An 18266-nucleotide genomic window follows, 5' to 3' on the forward strand; every position below is an offset into this window, starting at 1 on the left:
GCTTTTCCACGTGTCGATCGGGACTTCACCTTGCCATCGGCAGGGGTGTCGGCTACTGGCTAGGCTGTTCCGATAGCGTGCTCGCGATGAAACTCGATCCAGCCATATCACCGAATGCAAGTAGCCTCATTGCTCGCTCGGATCGGTTTCGCTGGCTTGCGGCGAGCCGCCTTGAGTGAATGACTCAGCATCCCCCAGCAGCGAGGTGGCGCGACTGCTGAGCAGCGCCCCTGCCTGAAAGTAGCCCATTACCGTGGTCACGCTGCGGTGCTCGGTCATGGCCATCACTTCGCCCAGCGGCACGCCCTGGCGCCCGGCTTCGGTGACAAACCCCGAGCGCAAGCTATGGGCCGCCCAATCACCGTCCAGTCCCGCGAGCTTGGCGCGACGCTGGATGATGCGCGCCACCTGGTCGCTCGACAGTCCATCTGCGCTGACCTTGCCGCCTTTATACAGGCGGCGAAACAGCGGACCGCTGTCGGCGGGGGCGGCCGCCAGCCAGGCGGCGAGCGCTGCGGCGGCCGGGCCACGCAGCGGCTTTTCCCGGCGTACACCGCCGGTGTCGGTCTTGGTCGCGCCCAGGGCGTACAACCAGGTGCCGGCATCCAGTTGGCGCACATCGCTCACCTGCAGGCCGACCACCTCCGAACGGCGCCGACCGCCACCGCTCCAGGCCAGCAGGAGCAGGGCGCGGTCACGCACGCCGCGCACGCCGTCGTCGCAGGTGGCGAGCAGCGCCTGCAACGGCTCGAGCACGATCGCGGTTTTCTTGCGCACGTTCACGCCCTGGCGTGACTGCGCCTTGCGCGCGTCGCGCAGCAGGGTCTTCAGCGCCGATGCTTCGGTCGGGCTGTCCCACTCGTTGAGCCGGTGCCATTTGCCGAGCACCGCCAGACGGTGACTGACCGTGTTGAGCGCCAACGGCCCCAGCCGGCTCTTGACCCGGGCGGCGACCAGCGCGGCGTCGATTGACGGCGGTAGCAGGTGGACCCAGCTGCCGTCGGCCAACGGCCGGGCCAGGTGATCGAGGACGAACTGCACGGCCACGGTGACGGGGAGTGGCGCGTCGCCCAGCGCCTGGCCGTAACGCAACTGCAACCAGGCCGACCAATAGGCGAGGGCGCTGCGGTAGCTGCGCACGGTGTTGGCCGCGGTGCCGGCGGCGATAAACGCCGCGGCGGCTGCCTGGGCGTTAAGCGCCAGAAAATGCGGGTCCAACGGGGTTTCGTCGACCAGAGGCAATTGATCTGTAATATTAAATACGTTCAACGTATGATAATTCCATTAGCCAGAAAATAACGTCGGATAATCTATCATTATCAGACCTAATATAACCGGAGGTAAGCCATGGCAGTAGGGGTGCCGGAACACGAGGTGTTTGCCGCCGCGGATGCGGTATTGGCGCGTGGCGAACGGCCAACCGTGGAGCGCGTGCGCCTGGAACTGGGTCGAGGTAGCCCGGCGCGGGTCGGCGGTCTGCTCGATCAATGGTGGGCGCGCCTGGCCGAACGCCTGAATGGCGAGACGCGTCTGCCGGCCCTGCCCGCTGAGGTATCGCAGGCTTTTGTCGCGGTGTGGCAGCAGGCGATCCACCTGGCTCATGGCGTGGTCGAAATGGCTCTAATTGAGCAGCGTGAAGTGCTGGATGCCGAACGCGAACGGGTGGCGGCGGTCGAGGACCAGGCGCGTCAGGATGCGGCGCAATTTCGTCAGCAGGCGGCGGAGGCCTTGGCTGGGCGTCAGGTGGTCGAGTCGCGCCTGGCAGATTTGGAACTGCTGCTGTCCCAGCGCCAGTTGCAGATCGAGGATCTGCAGCTGCAGCGTGAAAGTTGGCTGCGCGAGCGCCGTGAAGCTCAGCAGCACAGCCAGACATTACAGCAGGATCTGCAGGCGCTGCGGCTCAAGGCCGAGCAGGAGCGCGTAGCGCAGGAGAGCTACGTGCGTGGAGTTGAGGATCGCGCGCACCGCGAGATAGACCGCGCCCGGGAGGAGGGCAAGGCTTCGGTGACTCAGCTTAAGGAGGTCGGGCGACACGTGGAACGGTTACAACGGCGGTTGGAGTCGATCCAGACCGAGCTGAGTCAAACCCAGCAACATGCCGCGGCACAGCAGGCCCGTGCTGATACGCTGGAGCAACAACTGACGCAGTTACGCCAGGTTCCCGCCGTCAAGCGTAAACCAAAATCCGGCAAATCCGTTGCTTCGACCAGTTGAATCCACAGCCATCAGCGGCCATTCCACACTCCGGCTTGCAGCCTGCGATCCCGATGCAGCAATCAGCTTCAGTCCATGAGCGACTGAATTGCCTTAATGGCCTCATGCCTTATTGGATAGGCATACGGATTATGCCCGTTGAGCCGCGCCGACTGGATCGAGCTTATGATCGCCGCAGCCCGTTTTCCGCTTCGTAGCGATCCGGCGAAGAGCCAGTTCTGCGGCTAAGAGCCCTCTGAACCGAGGGCTGAGGGATGATCGGGGGTGAATCTAGGTGATCCAGGAGGTGACAGCAGGATTGACATAGCGATTATGGATTGAGTATTGTTCATTTGCGCCTAGGCGTGAACCACAGGGTGGTTACAGGGATCTTCGGATCGCACCCCTCTTCTGATGAAAGTCAGATGGCCCAGTGCCAGGTGACAGCGAGCTGCCCCGTCGAACGCATGCAATCGACGGCTGAGAATCCCGCCTAGAGCGGGATTCGTCGTTTCTGGCCCTTTAACTACCCGGAAGTAAATATCGAAATTTCTGGCATGTAAATGTCCAAAACCGTGTAACCCCTTCCGGTTTTGGATATTTACTTCCAACGCGTCGCTGTGTGAAAACTGCATAAGCGTCCGGCAGACACACCGACCCTTCCTAGATGCTTGGAGGCCTGACAGTTTTGTAATTATGTCACTGCCCATGCCATGGCACACCGACTTTCCTGATCGAGTCTATGCTTGCACTCCTCGCTCAATATCCCCGCCAGCCTCTAATCACCGTCTCTTCTGTTGCGCGCTTTATTGCCGCTTTTACGGGAACGAAAGCCGGCAAGGTTGCAGGTGATTGATCCCGGTAGGTCGGTAGCCACTTGCGGATAACGTTGGCGTTGATACTGTGATGGATGGCTACGCTGGAAATCGTCGCTCCGGGTTGCAGGCATTCTTGGACGACCTAGGCTTTGAACGGTTTAGGGTAAGAGCTTCGTTGGCGAAAAATCCTGGCGATAAGGGCAATTGCGTCCGCAAAAAAATACGCGGACACCATCGCCCTTAATGCTGGAGTTCGGTAGGTGACTTGGCCGGACGCTTACGACCTTTCCAGTAATCCACGAGCTTGAGTGCCATGCCAATTCTCCGGGGTGAGGTGCCGCTCGCTGGCGAAATCATCGAAGGATGGCGTGTCGATGAACCCTTCATGGGCGAAGGAAGACGGCACGCATAGGAGATCGGCCGACCATAGGAGTGGCGGCCACGATACCGGGCCGGCTCTCTGGATCCTCAGACGTCCCGAAAGCTTCTCGGCGGTGTCGCGTCGATCCCGATCACTCGAATAAATCGCCTGCGATCCTGCCCTTCTAATTCAAGAGTCCGGGCCTGAAGTAATTTAATGAGCTCACTGAATGTCATTCGATCGGAAGCTGTAGGGTAATGCCATTTTCGATCTTGCTCCTGCAGCACTATGACTAGGAAGCCTGTCGTTGCATTACGGTTGCGCATGTACTGCCCCACCAACTGGTGATCGAGTGCTTCCAAATACTGGGGCACGGTCCAGCGCATGGACATCTTGAGTTCGATGGAGGCGTAGTCTGAACCTTTCCGACAAAGCACATCCCGTCGCGTGGCCTCTGCTGTCTCGGACTCCCGCGTGACGGTATAACGAGACCCCGCGAGGTGATTCATTTCACTCCCAAGCAAGGCCTGAAAATCGGCTTCCAACGCGAGGCCTTCCTTGTCGGTACTGATACGAGAAAAGTTCACGGCGTTGAAGAACCGACGAAGACTGAACTCACCATTTTCAATGCTGTACTTCATGGCCAGAAGGTCTTCCTGGACCGCCAGCGCCAGCGAAAGTGTGCCGGCGACTGGCGGCCTGAAGTCGTCATCGAACTTGTCAAAATCCCGTTGCAATATTGGCGAACGACTGAAGCGTGCTTCCTGCATGTCGAATAAAACACTGCTCAGGTACTGTGCTTGCTCGTCGCCCGCAACCTCGCGAATTGCCTCGAGGGCTTCATAGGCTCTTGTCGACCCTGCTGCAGCAATGGCGGGTATGAGCGCATCACGCAGTTGCTCGGCAGCATCCTGATTACCTGGCGTATACACACTTCCTTCAGGATGCTCGATGTCGTTCTCAGGTCGGACGATACCGAAGGTCCATCTATAAAGGGCGGCCAGTGTGTCAACCCCATCGTCACTCTGTTTGGCGAGCCCGATCACTTTCGACCCATAGTCCTTTCCGAGGTAGGCCGCCAGTTCGAAAACAAAACTCTGTGCTTGGGGACTGGCGTCAACCAGCCACCGCTCAAGATGGGATTTGAAGGAATCTGGGTGGGTAGTAAGCCAGAAAGCCCCCCACATGACACTTTGCGCCTGTGTTTCCAGTTGAGCGGGCTGAATGACGCTCTCGCCTGATTCAGTAAGCATGGCCGTGCTGAATGTCGCCTGGAGTCGGCTCGACGCCTGCGCCTCAAACACGTCTTGAGTTGTTGTGCCTGGAACATTGCTTACCAGACTGAGGAGCGACTCGGTCGTGTGATTTCTGCACCGTGGCTGTTTAAGAAGAAAGGACCAGGCCGCCGGCGCCAACGCTTTCTGAATGCTCTCCGGCGCGTTGTTTAATTCATCAAGCAATTCTTCTGCGTGTTCGAAGGAGGTTGGCCCCCGATCCGCGCGCGCGATCAGATGCTGTAACTCGACAATCGCCACAGCCTGGTGTGCGTCGACCAATGGCCAGAACCATTTAGGAAATCCGTTGATTTCAAAGCAAGCGTATTGAATGGCCTGTCCTACCTGGCTCGCCGACAAGGTCGGCAAATCGGTGCCGTCGCGAAGCTCATGGCTTAGGCCCAGCAAGCCAGCCACGGTGATGTGGTACGTGGACCTTGGTTCATCCTCTTTAAACATCGGCAGTTGATCGCGCCAAAGCGTGGACAGCCCGGCCTTGAATGCGGCTGCCAGGTCAGCGCCAGCGACCGCCGCCACTGGCTCGATGCTGACGTCGCCATAGCGGGACGACGTGTTTGCCTGCAAAAGCCAGCCAACCAACCAAGCAATTGCCTGACGCCCAGAGCCGTTACCTATCAGGTCAATTTCCCTGGGCAGAGTTGCCAGTGATGCTGCGTCCATGGTCATGCGATTCTGACGATTCTCCTTGGCCGTTGCCCGGGGCTTCCTGCCAGTGGCAATGGCTGCCTGAAATGCCAGAATCGCGGATCGCAGCGGGTCCGACATGAGCGTCGTGGCGTCCTCTAAGGCGGGCTCACAGATAAAGCCAAAGCCAAAAATGGCGTCCCTGAGCACTTCAGTATCTGGGGCAGTCAGCTGTAGGATTTTCCGAAGGAGTTCCAGGCGTACCGCCGGGTTCTGGCCAAGCGCTGTGCGCAGAGCTGAAAAATCACTCGAACCATAAAAGCATTCGCGGAAAAACCGGCGAATGATGAGACAAAGGAGAACCACGCGTGATTCATTGCGGTTCCCTGATCGAGTGATTAGTGAGGCCAGCACATCGATCACAAAACTGATCCGCCGATCGGAGAAGCCCGAATAGACTTTCCTTCTTACTTACGTCGCTAGGTGCGACAAACGTTTATTGCGGTCCTGCGTTACGCTTTTTTATTGCACTTGCTCGGGTGTGGCGGCATCGGAAGGGTAGATCCGGCGCCATTCGGCAGCCATGTCGACGACCGTCCAGCCACGTTTGTTGGCTTCGTCCAGGGCCTTGTTCAGACGGCCGATCTGCGACTGACGGTCATAGGCCCATTCGCGCTTGGCGTCGGTGTGATGCACCAGGCCCATGAAGCGTTTGCCCGTTCCGGCGGCGGTCCATTGCAGCATTTGCAGGTCGCCGTCGGAGTTGCCGAAGGCCAGGATCGGCCGCTTGCCGATGACGGCGTCGATGCTTTCCGGTTTGCCCGGACCATCGTCGTTATGCGCCAGTTTTGGCGTACGCAGGATCGACGCCTGGCCATCCTTGTACTGAAACACTGTGACGAAGGTGGTGCCGATCACCTGCTCGGGCGGGATGCCATAGACCTTCTCGGCGAAGGCGCGCATGAAACCGGTGTCGCCACCGGAGACGATGTAGGTCTTGAAGTCTTCGCTGCGCAGGTAGTCGAGCATTTCCAGCATCGGCTGGAAGATCATTTCTGTGTAAGGCCTGCCGGTTTTCGGATGGCGAGCCTGGCTGAGCCAGGTCTTGGCGTAGTCGTCGAAGGCCTCGGTGGTCATGCCGGTGTGGGTCGCACCGAAGATCTTCATCATGCCGTCCAGGCCAGTGGCCGCCAGCGCCTGGTGATCGTTTTCCAGCACCGCCTTGAACGGCTGGGTGGTTTTCCACTCCGGGTGTTGTGGCGCAGTGCGCTTGACCTCTTCCAGGGAAAACAGCAGCTCGAAGTACATCGGCTGCTCGCTCCACAAAGTGCCGTCGTTATCAAACACGGCAATGCGGTCCTCGGGTTTGACGAAGTCCTTGCTGCCTTGATCGGTCACCGACTGCACGAACTCGATGATGTGCTTTTTCGCCGGGCCGTCGTTCCAGGAGGGCAGTGGTTCGGCGGCTTGTGCCAGCAGTGGCAGGCTCAACGCCAGGGCCAGCAGCAGCTTTAGCCCGTGGAAATGGCGGTGCGATATCGGGTTCGTCATGGGAATTCCTTCTCGTGCCCGGGGTTGAGTGGTCGCAATGCGGGAGCGAGTGATTCTTTGTTGTGTTCGGCCTGACTATGCAGCGTAGTCAAGAATTCCTTGAGTTGGTGCAGCGCCTGATCTTTGGTGGGTTCGCGGCCATAGCACGCACGCAGGAAGGCTTGCAGGCGCGGGCCGAAACCCGTCAGCTTCAGGCCCGTTCGGCTGCGTCGGGTCCACAGGTACAGGGCGCTCAACTGTGGCGGTTTGCCTTCAAGCTGTGCCGGGATTTGCTGCCAGGCGTAGTCGGCGGAGGCCAGCCAGGCGCTGTGCCGCGCCTGACGCCGGGCCCTGGCCCCGAGGTAGGCGCGATGGACGTAGGGGCGGGCAATCCAGGCAAGTAACGCCACACTCGACAGCAGCGCCAACAGGCCCAAGGCAAAGCCCGAAAGGCGCAGGCGATGGGGCTGGCCGAGTTGCTTGAGGTCTTCGCTGATCGAAAACACCGGCCGATAGGCACTGTTGGCGGCGGCGTCGAAGCTCACGGCGGGCACTTGCGCGGTGCGGGTCTGCTGGCTGCTGACGTCCCACCATTTCAGCTCGATGGCCGGCAATGTGTGATGGCCTTCGGTGTCGATGCGGTAGGTCACGCTGTCGATGCGCTGGCCGCCGGTGAAGTGGCCGCGACCGTCGTCCAGGGTGCTGATCTGCGGGTTCTTGGCGTACCGGCTGAGGCCGTTGACATCCCCCAGCGACGGCGTCGGCAATGACATGGCCAGGGCGCCGTCCGCCTGCAGCATCAGCTGTCGGGTGAGGCTGTCGCCGACTTTCAGCGGAGTCGCGGAATTGATGATTTGCTGGGTGAAATGCATCCCCTGCGCGACCAGCACCGGTTCGCCGGGCGCGAAACCCGGTGGTTGCGCCGCCGTGAAGTGCAGTGGTTTGCTTTGGGCGCTCAGCTCGACGCTGGCCTGGCCCGGGGTGGCGCGCACGCTCAGGGCGGGAATGTCGAAGCCCTGCGCCATATTCGGTGTGATCAGGTAGCTGTAGCGCATGCCGTTGAATGACTTGCCGTCGAGCGTCTGGTTCAGGTGCTCGGCGTGGCCGTCCGGCGGCATCACCAGCGCGCCGGGCAGCTTGAGGTCGGGCAGGGTGGGGGCATTGGTGAACCAGGTGTCGGTGAGGATATCGAGGTGCAATTCGACCAGGCTGCCGACCATGGCGGTGTCGGCCGGTTGCAGGCTGGTCTGGACGCGCAGTTCGGGTTCGGCGGCGAGGGCGGTTGCGCTGATCAGGCACAGGAGCAAGGTGCCGAGTATTGTGTTGCCTGGGCAGGAGCCTTCGCGAGCAAGCCCGCTCCCACACGATGCACGCCGTTCATGACGTTTGGGTACGCCACCTATCCCTGTGGGAGCTGGCTTGCCGGCGATGGGAGCGACTGGGTTTTGCAGACAGATCATGGCTTGCCTCCCGCCTGATCCTGCAAACTGAATTTCTGCTTCAAGAACTTCGCTGGCGATGTCGTGAGGTTCTGCGACCACTGCTCATCCGAGGCAGCTTGATCGGTTTGCACTTTTCTGCTCTGGCCCTTGCCGGGCGCCTTGTCCATCTTGATGGCGTCCGGTTTGACTTTTGGGGCGTTTTTTTCGGCGCTTTCGGTGTCTTTCTGCAAGGCGTTGGCCAGGGCCAGGTTGGCCGTGGCTTCAGGGAACTGCGGCTGCAATGTCAGCGCCTGGGTGTAGGCGGCGATGGCCTCGTCGAATTTGAAACGGCGCACATAAATGTTGCCCAGGTAGAAATACGCCTGGGGTGTTTCCAGGCGGGCGAAGCTGGCCAGGGCCAGGTCGAAATCGGCGGCGTTGTAGGCAGCGACGCCTTTCCAGTAAGGGTCAACGAAATGCGCTGCGGCTTGTGGGAAGTGCCCGTGCTCGAACGCCCAGCGGCCTTGTTGGTCCGGGGTGAAAAACGCGTCGATGAGTGCGTTGGCCTGTGCCGGTGCCGGTTGTAAGCCAATGCCGATGGCCAGTAAAAATCCGGCCATCCAGTTCAGGCTCCAGCCCTTGCGCACGCTGAAGAACGCGATCAACAGCAAGGGCCAGCACAGCCAGTATCCGGCGTCCTTCCAGTGCAGTTCGCGCTGTTCGTCGCTGGCACTCTGGAAATGCTGCTGGGCGTGTAGTTCGATCCAGTCCAGATCGTCGTTATTGAGGGTCAGGCTGCCCAGTGGTGCATCCAGCGTAGAGGCGAGCTGCTTGAGGGCGGCCTGATCGAAGCTACCCAGCGCCGGGCGGCCATTGCTGTCGGTGCGCGCCTGGCTATCGGCAGTGTGGATGATGCCCCGTCCTCGCTGCCCACGGCCAGGATCAGCACTTGCAACGCGCTGTCGTCCAGTTGCTTGTTCAGGCCGGCCAGCGCCGACGTGTCGGCACCGTCGGTGATCAACAAGAGCGTCCCCGGCGTTTTTTCAGCACTCAGCAAACGCTTAGCCTGATCGATCACCGCCCCGACATTTTTTCCCGGTTTGCCGATCAGGTCGGTGCCCAATGCCTGGATAAAGGTGTCGAGCAGGGCCGGGTCGTCGGTGGGCGGCAACACCATGTGCGCGCTGCCGGCGTAGGCGATCAGTGCGTTGCGGGCGCCGGCGCGACGCTGGATCAGGTCATGCAATTTGTGTTTGGCCGCTTCCAGGCGCGTCGGTTGCACATCGTTGGCGTCCATGGACGGCGAGAGGTCAATGGCGATGATCAACGGCGCCCGGTTTTGCAGAAAGTCAGGGCGATCCTGCTCCCAGGTCGGCCCGGCGGCGGCCAGAGCGCCGAGTGCCAACAGCGCGCAAACCAGATGCACCGGGCGTAGCCACTGTTGATCCTGCGGGGTAATCAAGAGGTGCGGCAGCAAATGCTCGGCGATGTTGCTGCGTAAACGCCGCTGCAAGTCGCGGCTGCGGCGCCAGAGCCACGGCAGCACGGCGGCGAAAGGCAGCAGCAACAGCCACAGTGGGCGCAGGAAATGAAAGTCGCTGAGGTTGATGTCCATCTCAAACCTCCTGCCGTTGACGGGCAATGGACACGCGTGGCCACAGCAGGGCGCCCAGGTGATAGAGCGCAAGCAGGGCGATCGCCGCGCCGAGTGGCCACCAGAACAGGTCGCGTTTGGGTTGATGGCTAAGGGTTTTCACCTGATGCGGCGTGAGGGTATCGAGGTCGCTGTAGACCTGGTCCAGCGCGTTGCGGTCCTCGGCGCGGAAGAACTTGCCACCGGTGGCGGCGGCGACCTGCTGCAAGCCCTGCAGGTTGACCTTGGCTTCACCGGAGGCGTCAGGATCGCCGATACCGATGGTGTGAATCACCACGCCTTTGGCTGCGGCCATGGCCGTCGCGTGGTCCGGGGTGATGGCGCTCCTGGTGTCGTTGCCGTCGGTGAGCAGGATCAGCACTTTCTCTTGTTCACGGGCCTGGTCGAGCAGTTTCAGGCTCAGGCCGATGGCATCGCCAATCGCTGTGTTGGGGCCGGCCATGCCGATGCCGGTGTCTTCCAGCAGCAACGACAGGCTGGCGTGATCGAGGGTCAAGGGTGCCTGCGGGTAAGCGCCGCTGCCGAACACGATCAGGCCGAGGCGATCCTCTTTGCGCTTGTCGATGAAGCCATGCACCACCGCTTTGACGGCGTCCAGGCGATTGATTTTCTGGCCATTGGCGGCGGTGAAATCGGTAGTTTCCATGGACTGGGAAATGTCGATGGCCAGCATCAGATCGCGCACCGGCTGCTGACGCTCGATGGGTTTTTCCACGTACACCGGCCGGGCCGCCGCCAACAGCAACAGCGCCCACACCAGCAGGTTCAACAGCAATTGCCAGCGATTGCTGCGGGTGCCGGCCTGACTGGGCGCCTGGCCGACGGCACGGCTCATGGCGCTGAAAAACGGCACGCGCACGGCACTGCGCGCCTCACGGTAGTCAGGCAGGTAGCGATAACTGAACCACGGTAATGGCAACAGTAGTAACAGCCAGGGGTAATCAAGCTGCCACATGATGATGCTCCACCCAGTGTCTGCAGGTGTCGAACAACTGCTGGCGTTGCGCGTTTGGCAGGGCGCGCAAAGCCGCATCGGGGGCATAGGCGAGCAGCGACAGTTGCTGGCTGAAATCAGCGGGCAACGGTTGCTTGCAGTGGCGCTGCAAAAAGGCCTGCCAATCATTTTTTCCAAGTGCTGCCGGTGACTGTGGGAGCCAGCTTGCTCGCGATAGCGGAGTGTCAGGCGCCTTCAGTGTTAACTGTCGGGACACCATCGCGAGCAAGCTCGCTCCCACAGGTTGTGCGGCAGGCATGGAGAGGGCGGTGCGTTTTAGAAGTTGTGGAAGCTCACGCAACGCGTTCAGATCATCACTGCGCTTTTGTAATTGCGCCAAGCGCAGCAGCGCCTCGCGCCGATAACGATCACGCCGCCATTGCCAGTAACGTCACGCGGCGACGATCAATACGGTCATCACCAGCAAACCGAGCAACACCCACCACCCCCAGGTTTGCGGCGCGTAGCTGAACGGTGCCGGCAGTGGGATCTCCTTAAGTTGATCGATGCTGGGGATTTCGGGATTCATCGCCGCGCTCCAGCCAGTTTGCCCAGCTCGGCGCGCAATTGTTGCTGTGCCTCGGTGGCGGTGCTGAACATCATCAAAGGCACCCGACTGCGCCGTAGCAGCGTTGCAACGTCCTTGAGCCGGCCACTGAGAAAGTCGCCCAAAGGCTGGTGCACCTGACGGCGCTCCACCGCCAGCTCCACCTGCAACTGGCCTTGGGTGATCAGCAAGCGGCCGTTTTTCGGCAGGTTCAGGGCCAACGGATCGTAGACTTGCATGGCGATCACATCGTTGTGCGTCGCCAACTGGCGCATCAGCTGCAAGGTCCGTTCTCCAGCACCGGCAAAGTCGCTGACGATACAGATCAGGTGATCGTGACCGGCCAGTGCCAGGCACTGCTGCAAGACTTTGTCGAGCTGGTCTTCGCTCTCGGCATCCGGATTGGTCGCATTCAGTGCCTGGTTCTGCTGGACGATGCGGCTGCACAGGGCTTCGATGCGCTTGCGGCTGCGCAATGGCGCGATGCTGTCGATGCGCTGATCGTTGAACACCAGCCCGCCGACCCGATCCCCGGAGTTGAACACCATCCACGCCGCCAGGGCGCCGAGTTCGGCGGCGACGGCGGATTTGTAGCTGCGTTGCGAGCCGAAAAACATCGACATGCGCTGGTCCACAAGAATCAGCGCCGGACGGTCGCGCTCTTCGGTGAAGGTGCGTACCACCGGTTTGCCGGTGCGCAGCGACGCACGCCAGTCGAGGTGGCGCAAATCGTCCCCTGGCTGGTAACGGCGCAATTCATCGAAGTTCAAGCCACGGCCACGCAGGCGCGACGCATGGTTGCCGGCCAGGATGCTGCCCTGGGGCTGACGCGCGAGAAAACTCAGGTCACGGGCCTTGAACTCCAGCGCCATCAAATGCGCCAGAGAGACGTAGACCAGACCGTCCGCGTTCATGCGGGAATCGCCACTTTATCGAGCAACCGGTCGAGTACCTGATCGGCCGTGACGCCGTCGGCCACCGCGTCGTAGCTCAGTTGCAGGCGATGTCGCAGCACCGGATGCACCACGGCGCGCACGTTGTCCGGTGAGACGAAGTCCTGGCCCTGCATCCAGGCATCGGCGCGGGCGCAGCGGTCCAGGCCAATACCGCCGCGAGGACTGGCGCCGATGTTGATCCAGCGCCCGAGGTCGGCGTCGTAATCGGCCGGATGGCGGGTGGCATTGATGATGTCGATCAGGTAGCGGTCGATGGCCGGGGAGACGTGCACCGCGCTGACTTCCTGACGTGCAGCGAAGATCACGTCCTGGGCCAGGGCGAAGCCCTGCACCGGGGCGGTCTTGGCGCCGAGGGCCTGTTCTTCTTCGCGCAACAGGCGCAGCACCTGGCTCTCGTTTTCCGCACTGGGGTAATCCAGCAGGACTTTCATCAGAAAGCGGTCCATCTGCGCTTCTGGCAGCGGGTAGGTGCCTTCCTGTTCGATGGGGTTCTGTGTCGCGACAACGATGAACAGTTCCGGCAGCGTATGGCTGTTGCCGGCCACGGTGATTTGCCGTTCTTCCATGGCTTCGAGCAACGCCGCCTGGACCTTGGCCGGGGCGCGGTTGATTTCGTCGGCCAGGATCAGGTTGCCGAACAGCGGGCCCGGTTGAAAGCGGATCTCGTTTTTGCCCTCGACCTGGTGCAGCACTTCGGCGCCGGTGATGTCCGACGGCAGCAAATCCGGGGTGAACTGGATACGACTCATCTTCGCGTCAAGGTGTTTGGCCAGCGCCTTGACCGTGCGGGTCTTGGCCAGCCCCGGCAGGCTTTCCAGCAGCAAGTGCCCATTGGCCAGCAAGCCCAGGAGGATCTGCCGAATCACCTGGTCCTGGCCCAGCACCGCTTCGGCGATGCTGGCTTGCAGGGCATTGAGATCATTGAGTGCGGTCACGGGTTGCTCCTCGCTCAAAACATAAAGGTCGGAATGACCGGGATGAAGGACGGGCGGAAATTCCAGCGGCTGTTGATCGCACTACCTCTTAGAAAAACGCGAGGGTCAGGTTGATGTTGAAACCATTGCCTTCTGGCCGGTTCTTGGTGTCGAACTCGGGCACCCAGCGGGCGCTGACGCTGGCCTGGGCATCGGCAAACTTGCCGTTCCAGCCCACGGAAGGGCCGGCACCCACCGAACGTCCGCGAAAGCCCGTGGTAGAGCCACTGCCTGAGTCATCGGTGATCTGCTGGATATAACCGGCGACCAGACCGGCGTTCCAGCCGTTGCCGAAACCGTGGGTCCACAAGGCGTCGAGGGTGAAGATGTCGCCGTTTTTGTAATCGGTGGCGTTGTTTTCGGTATAGAACTCCAGCCCGCCGGACAGGGTGAACTCGCCGCTCTTGCCGTCCAAGTGGGTGAACGCCACGGTGGGCATGAAGGTGTAGTTGTTCTGCCCGGGGTTGGCCAGGCGGTTGTCGTTGTAGGCACCGGTCGGCACGTAGATCGGCAGGGACAAGGAAAGGTGGTTGACCTCGTCGAAGTGGTAGCCGGCGGCAATCGGTGTCACCAGCATGTCGGCGAACTGGGTGCCGGTGTCTTCATTGCCCAGCGTGCGGCCACGGGGGCCGGTGATGTTCGCGGTGACGTCGGTGTATTGCACCGGCACGCCAATGGCCGAGGCGTAGTTCCAGCTTCCCTTGCCGGTGTCCCAGACACGGGTGAAGTTGGCCATGGTGTAGGACACCTTCATGTGCACCCCGGTACTCAAGGCACCGACAATCGGCACTTGGGCGTTGCCCTTGAGATCGCCGTCGTACCAGATGCTGGTCAGGGACATTACCCAGCCCGGTGCTGGCGGTATAACCCCCGCATTGGAAATCACCTGCTGACCGGTGATCGGCCTGCCAACGCCGCCCTCGGCTGCCTGCACCAGCGGGCTACCGCCAAACATGCACAGCGCCAACAAAGGGCGCACTACTAAAGGCCTGATCATCACTGACTCCGCTTATTTGTCTTTTTTGTCTACAGGGGTCAGCAACGGCATATTCCATTGGCCGTTGGTGACTTCCGGTTTGGGCAGGTACAGGCGCAGCACGCCGTAAAACGGACCGTTCGGTGCCGGCAGCCAGTTGCTTTGCAGGGCCTTGGCCGGTGCCTTGTTTTGTACGTAAAGGGTCAGTCCTCCATCGTTGTCGAGCTTGAGGTCGGGCAGCATGCGCGAGTTGATCAGGTAGCGATTGAGCGGGTTGGCCACCAGCAATTTGTTCTTGCCGTCGTACATCGTCAGCGACCAGAACGCGTCGGCCGGTGGCAGGGCGTCTTTGTCGAAGTGCAGGGTGTAATCGTGTTTCGAGGCATCGACCGGTTGCCCATCCTTGTCGACGAAATAGCCGATGTAATTCGCTTCTTCGGCGGAATTGCCGAAAATCCCCATGTTGGCGCCGGCATAGCGGTACAGGTAATTGCCCTTGAGGTGATCGCGGGTGCCGAAAAAATCGCCGCTGGTGAGTTCGTGGTTATCTACTTTGGTTTTCTTGAACTCGGCGAATTCTGCCTTGGCGTCGCTGATGCCGTCCTCCAGGGCCTTGCGCTGGTCCGCGGTGAGTGTGCTGACGTTGAACGGCTTGCCAGCTTCGATGCCGATTTTCGCGAATCGCCCCGGCAGGTCCTTTTCCACGTCCTGGGACGGGGTGAACGACAGCATGAAATTCAGGTAGCGAAACAGGTCCGGGGTGTCGCTCATGGTCGGTGTGGGTTTCGGCCAGTCGATCTTCGGCGCGGCCGGTGGAGCCTTTTGCTTGTCGTAATGGCTCAGGGTTTCGACCTTGTAACCCTTCTGGATTTGCTTGACCTTGGCCAGGTCCTTGTCATCGAACAACTGCGTGCGATACAGCGCATAGGCGATGTTGCTTTCGCTACGCAGCAGGCGGTCGATGTTCAGTGGTTGTTGTCCCTGCCAGTTGGGCCCGGCGATCATGTAGTGGCCGCCATTGTTGCCGGGGCTGCGGGTGCCCAGGTAGGCGAAGTTCTGCGTGTAGGCGTCGATCAATTGCACTGAGTAGTAACGGTGCTCTTCGATGGGCGGCAAGGTCAGCACCAGGGGCTCGGCGCGCAGGTCCATCCAGACGAAGGAGTAGGGGGTGTCGGCATTCGGCGTGACGAACGCGGTGTCCTTGGCGGTAAACGCCTTGGCGGTGTTGCCGATCTGGTTGAACGGTGCCTTGAAGTTCGGGCTCTTCTTGTCCACGGCCTGGGTGTACAGCGTCTTGTACATCTCCACCACGGGGAAACCATACAGGTAGGCTTCCTTGGCAATGCCCCGGGCTTCTTCCAGGGTGGCGGTGAAGTCGGCCGAGGCGTTTGCACTCAGTGCCAGCGTGAGCGCTGTAAGCAGCAGGCGATTATTCATGACACTTCCTTATCAGATATCTCGGCGTCATCGCACGACCGTGACGTCATTGGTTTTACCGAGCTTGTAGCTAAGGGCCCTGGCTGGTGGTGGGCAGGCTCAAGCCGCATTGGGGGGCCGACCAATGAGTGGACTTTTCAAGGTGCAGGGGTACTTGGGCGATCCGTGCGTCAAGGTCCTGAGCACCCACGCCACAGCTGACAAACATCGTCATCAAGCTGAAGCCGGCTGCGCGAATGGCACCGTGCATATGAACTCCTTGCCTCCACGGTCCATGCGGTTCGTAGAGGCGCTTAGGGTATTAGGCCCGGGTTTACCGGTTTTTCTACCACCTAAATCGAGGGAGTGCATGCTGGTGATTTTCAGGTAGCACAGGTCGCCGCCATGCGGATCTGAACGGGAGTTGGTGGGGAGGGTGGCAGCGGCATGCGGCGTGGGGGAGTAGACGTTGTGCAGACTGCCGCCCGGCGCCGGGTTCAGCAGGTGGTTAAGGGAGTAAAGACCAGGCGCAGGCAAAGTCGCCAAAAGACAGACGTGCATCCCCTTTTTATTCGCCATGATTCCCCGGTTCCTTGGTGGCTCATATAGACAACTCGGCACTTGGCGGCCGTTACGACGTAGTCTCTTTGCTATCTAGCCTGTAGGACACGTCTTGTTGACGCTAGCAGTTCACCACCGTTTAGCCAGTCGAAGGAATTAATTCTTTAGTTTTGTCTACAAGATCTCACTTTTTCCTGTACTAAAAAGTTAATACGATTCAGTAGGTTGGACGTGAGGGCAGATGCCTGAACAACGAATTCCGATGTTCTAGAACTCTTTAGGTGGGTCTCTGTACCATAAAATGCCGCCGCCTACTCGAAAGTCGGCGGCGGCCTCATCTCATTGCTTGGTCTGCGCCTTGTTTTTCTCTTCGATCTTCGCGTCTACCGCCGCGCGGATCTGGTCGATGCTGAAACTGGCCGGTTTCTGGCTCGGTGGATACTCGACGAAGGTTTGCAGGAACCTAGCCGCCTTGGCCACACCCGCTGCCAGCAGGTAAGAGTTCTTCACGGTCCAGTCGTAATACTGATCCGAGACCATGTCGGCCCGTTCATAGGGGTCCATCCGCAAGTTGAACAGCTTGGGCACGCGCAACGGCACGAACGGGCTGCTCCATACCATGAAGCCCCCGGGCTCGCGTTGCTCGGCGAACACCACTTTCCAGTTGTCGTAGCGCATCGACACCAGCACGCCGTCATCGTTGAAGTAGTAGAACTCCTTGCGCTCGCCTTTGGGTTGTTGGCCAGTCAGGTAGGGTAGTTGGTTGTAGCCGTCTAGGTGCACCTTGAAGCTGGTTCCGCCAGACGTCGGTGCCCATCCTTTGAGCAGCTTGTCCTTCACATCGGTTTCGCCAGCCGCGGCGAGCAGGGTAGGGAACCAGTCCATGCCCGAGAACATCTCGTTGGACACTTCACCGGCCTTGATCTTGCCTGGCCAACGGACAATCGCCGGCACGCGGTAGGCGCCTTCCCAGTTGGAGTTCTTCTCGTTGCGGAACGGCGTGGTCGCCGCGTCCGGCCAGGAGAATTGGTTCGGGCCGTTGTCGGTGGTGTAGACGACGATGGTGTTGTCGGCGATTTTCAGGTCATCGAGGGTTTTCAGCAGTTTGCCGACGTCGCCGTCGTGTTCGAGCATGCCATCGGCATAGTCGTTGCCGGGCATGCCGCTCTGGCCCTTCATCGAATCGCGTACGTGGGTGAACAGGTGCATGCGCGTGGTGTTCATCCAGACGAAGAACGGCTTGTCCGCCTTGGCCTGTTTCTCCATGAACGCCTGGGCCGCTGCAGTGGTTTCGTCGTCGATGGTTTCCATGCGCTTGGTGGTCAGCGCACCGGTGTCTTCGATTTTGCCGTCGGCGAAGCTGTGGATCACCCCGCGTGGGGTGCGGGATTTGACGAAGTCCGGGTCATCCTTGGGCCAGTACGGGCGCTCGGGTTCTTCCTCGGCGTTGAGGTGATAGAGATTGCCGAAGAACTCGTCGAAGCCATGGTTGGTCGGCAGGAACTCGTCCTTGTCGCCCAGGTGGTTCTTGCCGAACTGGCCGGTGGCGTAGCCTTGTGACTTGAGCGCCTGGGCGATGGTGATGTCGCGCTTCTGAATACCGATCGGCGCGCCCGGTACACCGACTTTGGTCAGACCGGTGCGCAGCGGTGACTGCCCGGTGATGAACGACGAGCGCCCGGCGGTGCAGCTGTTCTCCGCGTAATAGTCGGTGAACAGCATGCCTTCGTGGGCAATGCGGTCGATGTTGGGGGTCTTATAGCCAACCACGCCCATGGAATAGGCGCTGATGTTAGTCTGGCCGATGTCATCACCGAAGATCACCAGAATGTTGGGTTTTTCCGCGGCGCCGGCCGTTGCCGACAGCGCCATGACCGTAGTCGCCATCAGGGCGAGTTTCGGCAGCCACTTTTTTATGCGAGTCATCTGACTGGCTCCTTGTTGAC

13 protein-coding genes and 2 pseudogenes are annotated in these 18266 nt (G+C 60.5%); 1 reads left to right on the plus strand and 14 read right to left on the minus strand.

Annotated elements, in window-relative coordinates; genetic code table 11:
• Nucleotides 1–126: 126 nt before the first annotated feature.
• The gene (locus tag ACNYC6_RS29880) at nucleotides 127–1269 is read right to left on the minus strand and encodes a site-specific integrase (RefSeq protein WP_419710458.1); all 1143 of its coding nucleotides are present in this window, start codon (nucleotides 1267–1269) and stop codon (nucleotides 127–129) included.
• Between the two features lie 78 nt (nucleotides 1270–1347).
• On the opposite strand from ACNYC6_RS29880, the gene ACNYC6_RS29885 reads away from it, so the two are divergent.
• Nucleotides 1348–2214 carry a DNA-binding protein gene (locus ACNYC6_RS29885; RefSeq protein WP_419710459.1) on the plus strand — a complete coding sequence of 289 codons (867 nt, stop codon included), beginning with the start codon at nucleotides 1348–1350 and terminating at the stop codon, nucleotides 2212–2214.
• 738 nt (nucleotides 2215–2952) lie between these two features.
• Here the strand turns inward: ACNYC6_RS29885 and ACNYC6_RS29890 are convergent.
• The 13 genes and pseudogenes from ACNYC6_RS29890 to ACNYC6_RS29950 form a co-directional block, all read right to left on the minus strand.
• Entirely contained in the window at nucleotides 2953–3138 is a 186-nt protein-coding gene (locus ACNYC6_RS29890) for a hypothetical protein (protein WP_419713039.1), read from the minus strand.
• A 341-nt stretch (nucleotides 3139–3479) separates the two neighbouring features.
• Nucleotides 3480–5714 carry a hypothetical protein gene (locus tag ACNYC6_RS29895; protein WP_419710460.1) on the minus strand — a complete coding sequence of 745 codons (2235 nt, stop codon included), beginning with the start codon at nucleotides 5712–5714 and terminating at the stop codon, nucleotides 3480–3482.
• 99 nt (nucleotides 5715–5813) lie between these two features.
• Complete coding sequence (locus ACNYC6_RS29900; RefSeq protein WP_419710461.1) at nucleotides 5814–6842, minus strand: HAD family hydrolase; 1029 nt, start codon at nucleotides 6840–6842, stop codon at nucleotides 5814–5816.
• On the minus strand, nucleotides 6839–8281 hold the full coding sequence (locus ACNYC6_RS29905) for a hypothetical protein (protein WP_419710462.1): 1443 nt from the start codon (nucleotides 8279–8281) through the stop codon (nucleotides 6839–6841). The genes ACNYC6_RS29900 and ACNYC6_RS29905 overlap by 4 nt, the downstream gene beginning before the upstream one ends.
• Nucleotides 8278–9857: pseudogene (locus tag ACNYC6_RS29910) on the minus strand (VWA domain-containing protein). Before ACNYC6_RS29910 ends, ACNYC6_RS29905 begins: the two are co-directional and overlap by 4 nt.
• A 1-nt stretch (nucleotide 9858) precedes the next feature.
• Nucleotides 9859–10851 carry a vWA domain-containing protein gene (locus ACNYC6_RS29915; RefSeq protein ID WP_419710463.1) on the minus strand — a complete coding sequence of 331 codons (993 nt, stop codon included), beginning with the start codon at nucleotides 10849–10851 and terminating at the stop codon, nucleotides 9859–9861.
• Nucleotides 10838–11419, minus strand: a pseudogene (locus tag ACNYC6_RS29920) (DUF4381 domain-containing protein). Before ACNYC6_RS29920 ends, ACNYC6_RS29915 begins: the two are co-directional and overlap by 14 nt.
• On the minus strand, nucleotides 11416–12351 hold the full coding sequence (locus tag ACNYC6_RS29925; protein ID WP_419710464.1) for a DUF58 domain-containing protein: 936 nt from the start codon (nucleotides 12349–12351) through the stop codon (nucleotides 11416–11418). Before ACNYC6_RS29925 ends, ACNYC6_RS29920 begins: the two are co-directional and overlap by 4 nt.
• Entirely contained in the window at nucleotides 12348–13328 is a 981-nt protein-coding gene (locus ACNYC6_RS29930) for an AAA family ATPase (RefSeq protein WP_419710465.1), read from the minus strand. The genes ACNYC6_RS29925 and ACNYC6_RS29930 overlap by 4 nt, the downstream gene beginning before the upstream one ends.
• 88 nt (nucleotides 13329–13416) lie before the next feature.
• Nucleotides 13417–14364, minus strand: a complete 948-nt coding sequence (locus tag ACNYC6_RS29935) for a SphA family protein (protein ID WP_419710466.1) — start codon at nucleotides 14362–14364, stop codon at nucleotides 13417–13419.
• A gap of 12 nt (nucleotides 14365–14376) precedes the next feature.
• Nucleotides 14377–15780, minus strand: coding sequence for a DUF1254 domain-containing protein (locus ACNYC6_RS29940; protein WP_419710467.1), 1404 nt, complete (start codon nucleotides 15778–15780; stop codon nucleotides 14377–14379).
• Between the two features lie 213 nt (nucleotides 15781–15993).
• Nucleotides 15994–16338, minus strand: a complete 345-nt coding sequence (locus ACNYC6_RS29945; protein WP_419710468.1) for a hypothetical protein — start codon at nucleotides 16336–16338, stop codon at nucleotides 15994–15996.
• Nucleotides 16339–16659: 321 nt separating this feature from the next.
• The gene (locus ACNYC6_RS29950) at nucleotides 16660–18246 is read right to left on the minus strand and encodes an arylsulfatase (RefSeq protein ID WP_419710469.1); all 1587 of its coding nucleotides are present in this window, start codon (nucleotides 18244–18246) and stop codon (nucleotides 16660–16662) included.
• Between the last annotated feature and the right edge of the window lie 20 nt (nucleotides 18247–18266).

It is taken from the genome of Pseudomonas sp. NFX224 (assembly GCF_048565165.1).
Classification (GTDB): Bacteria; Pseudomonadota; Gammaproteobacteria; order Pseudomonadales; family Pseudomonadaceae; genus Aquipseudomonas.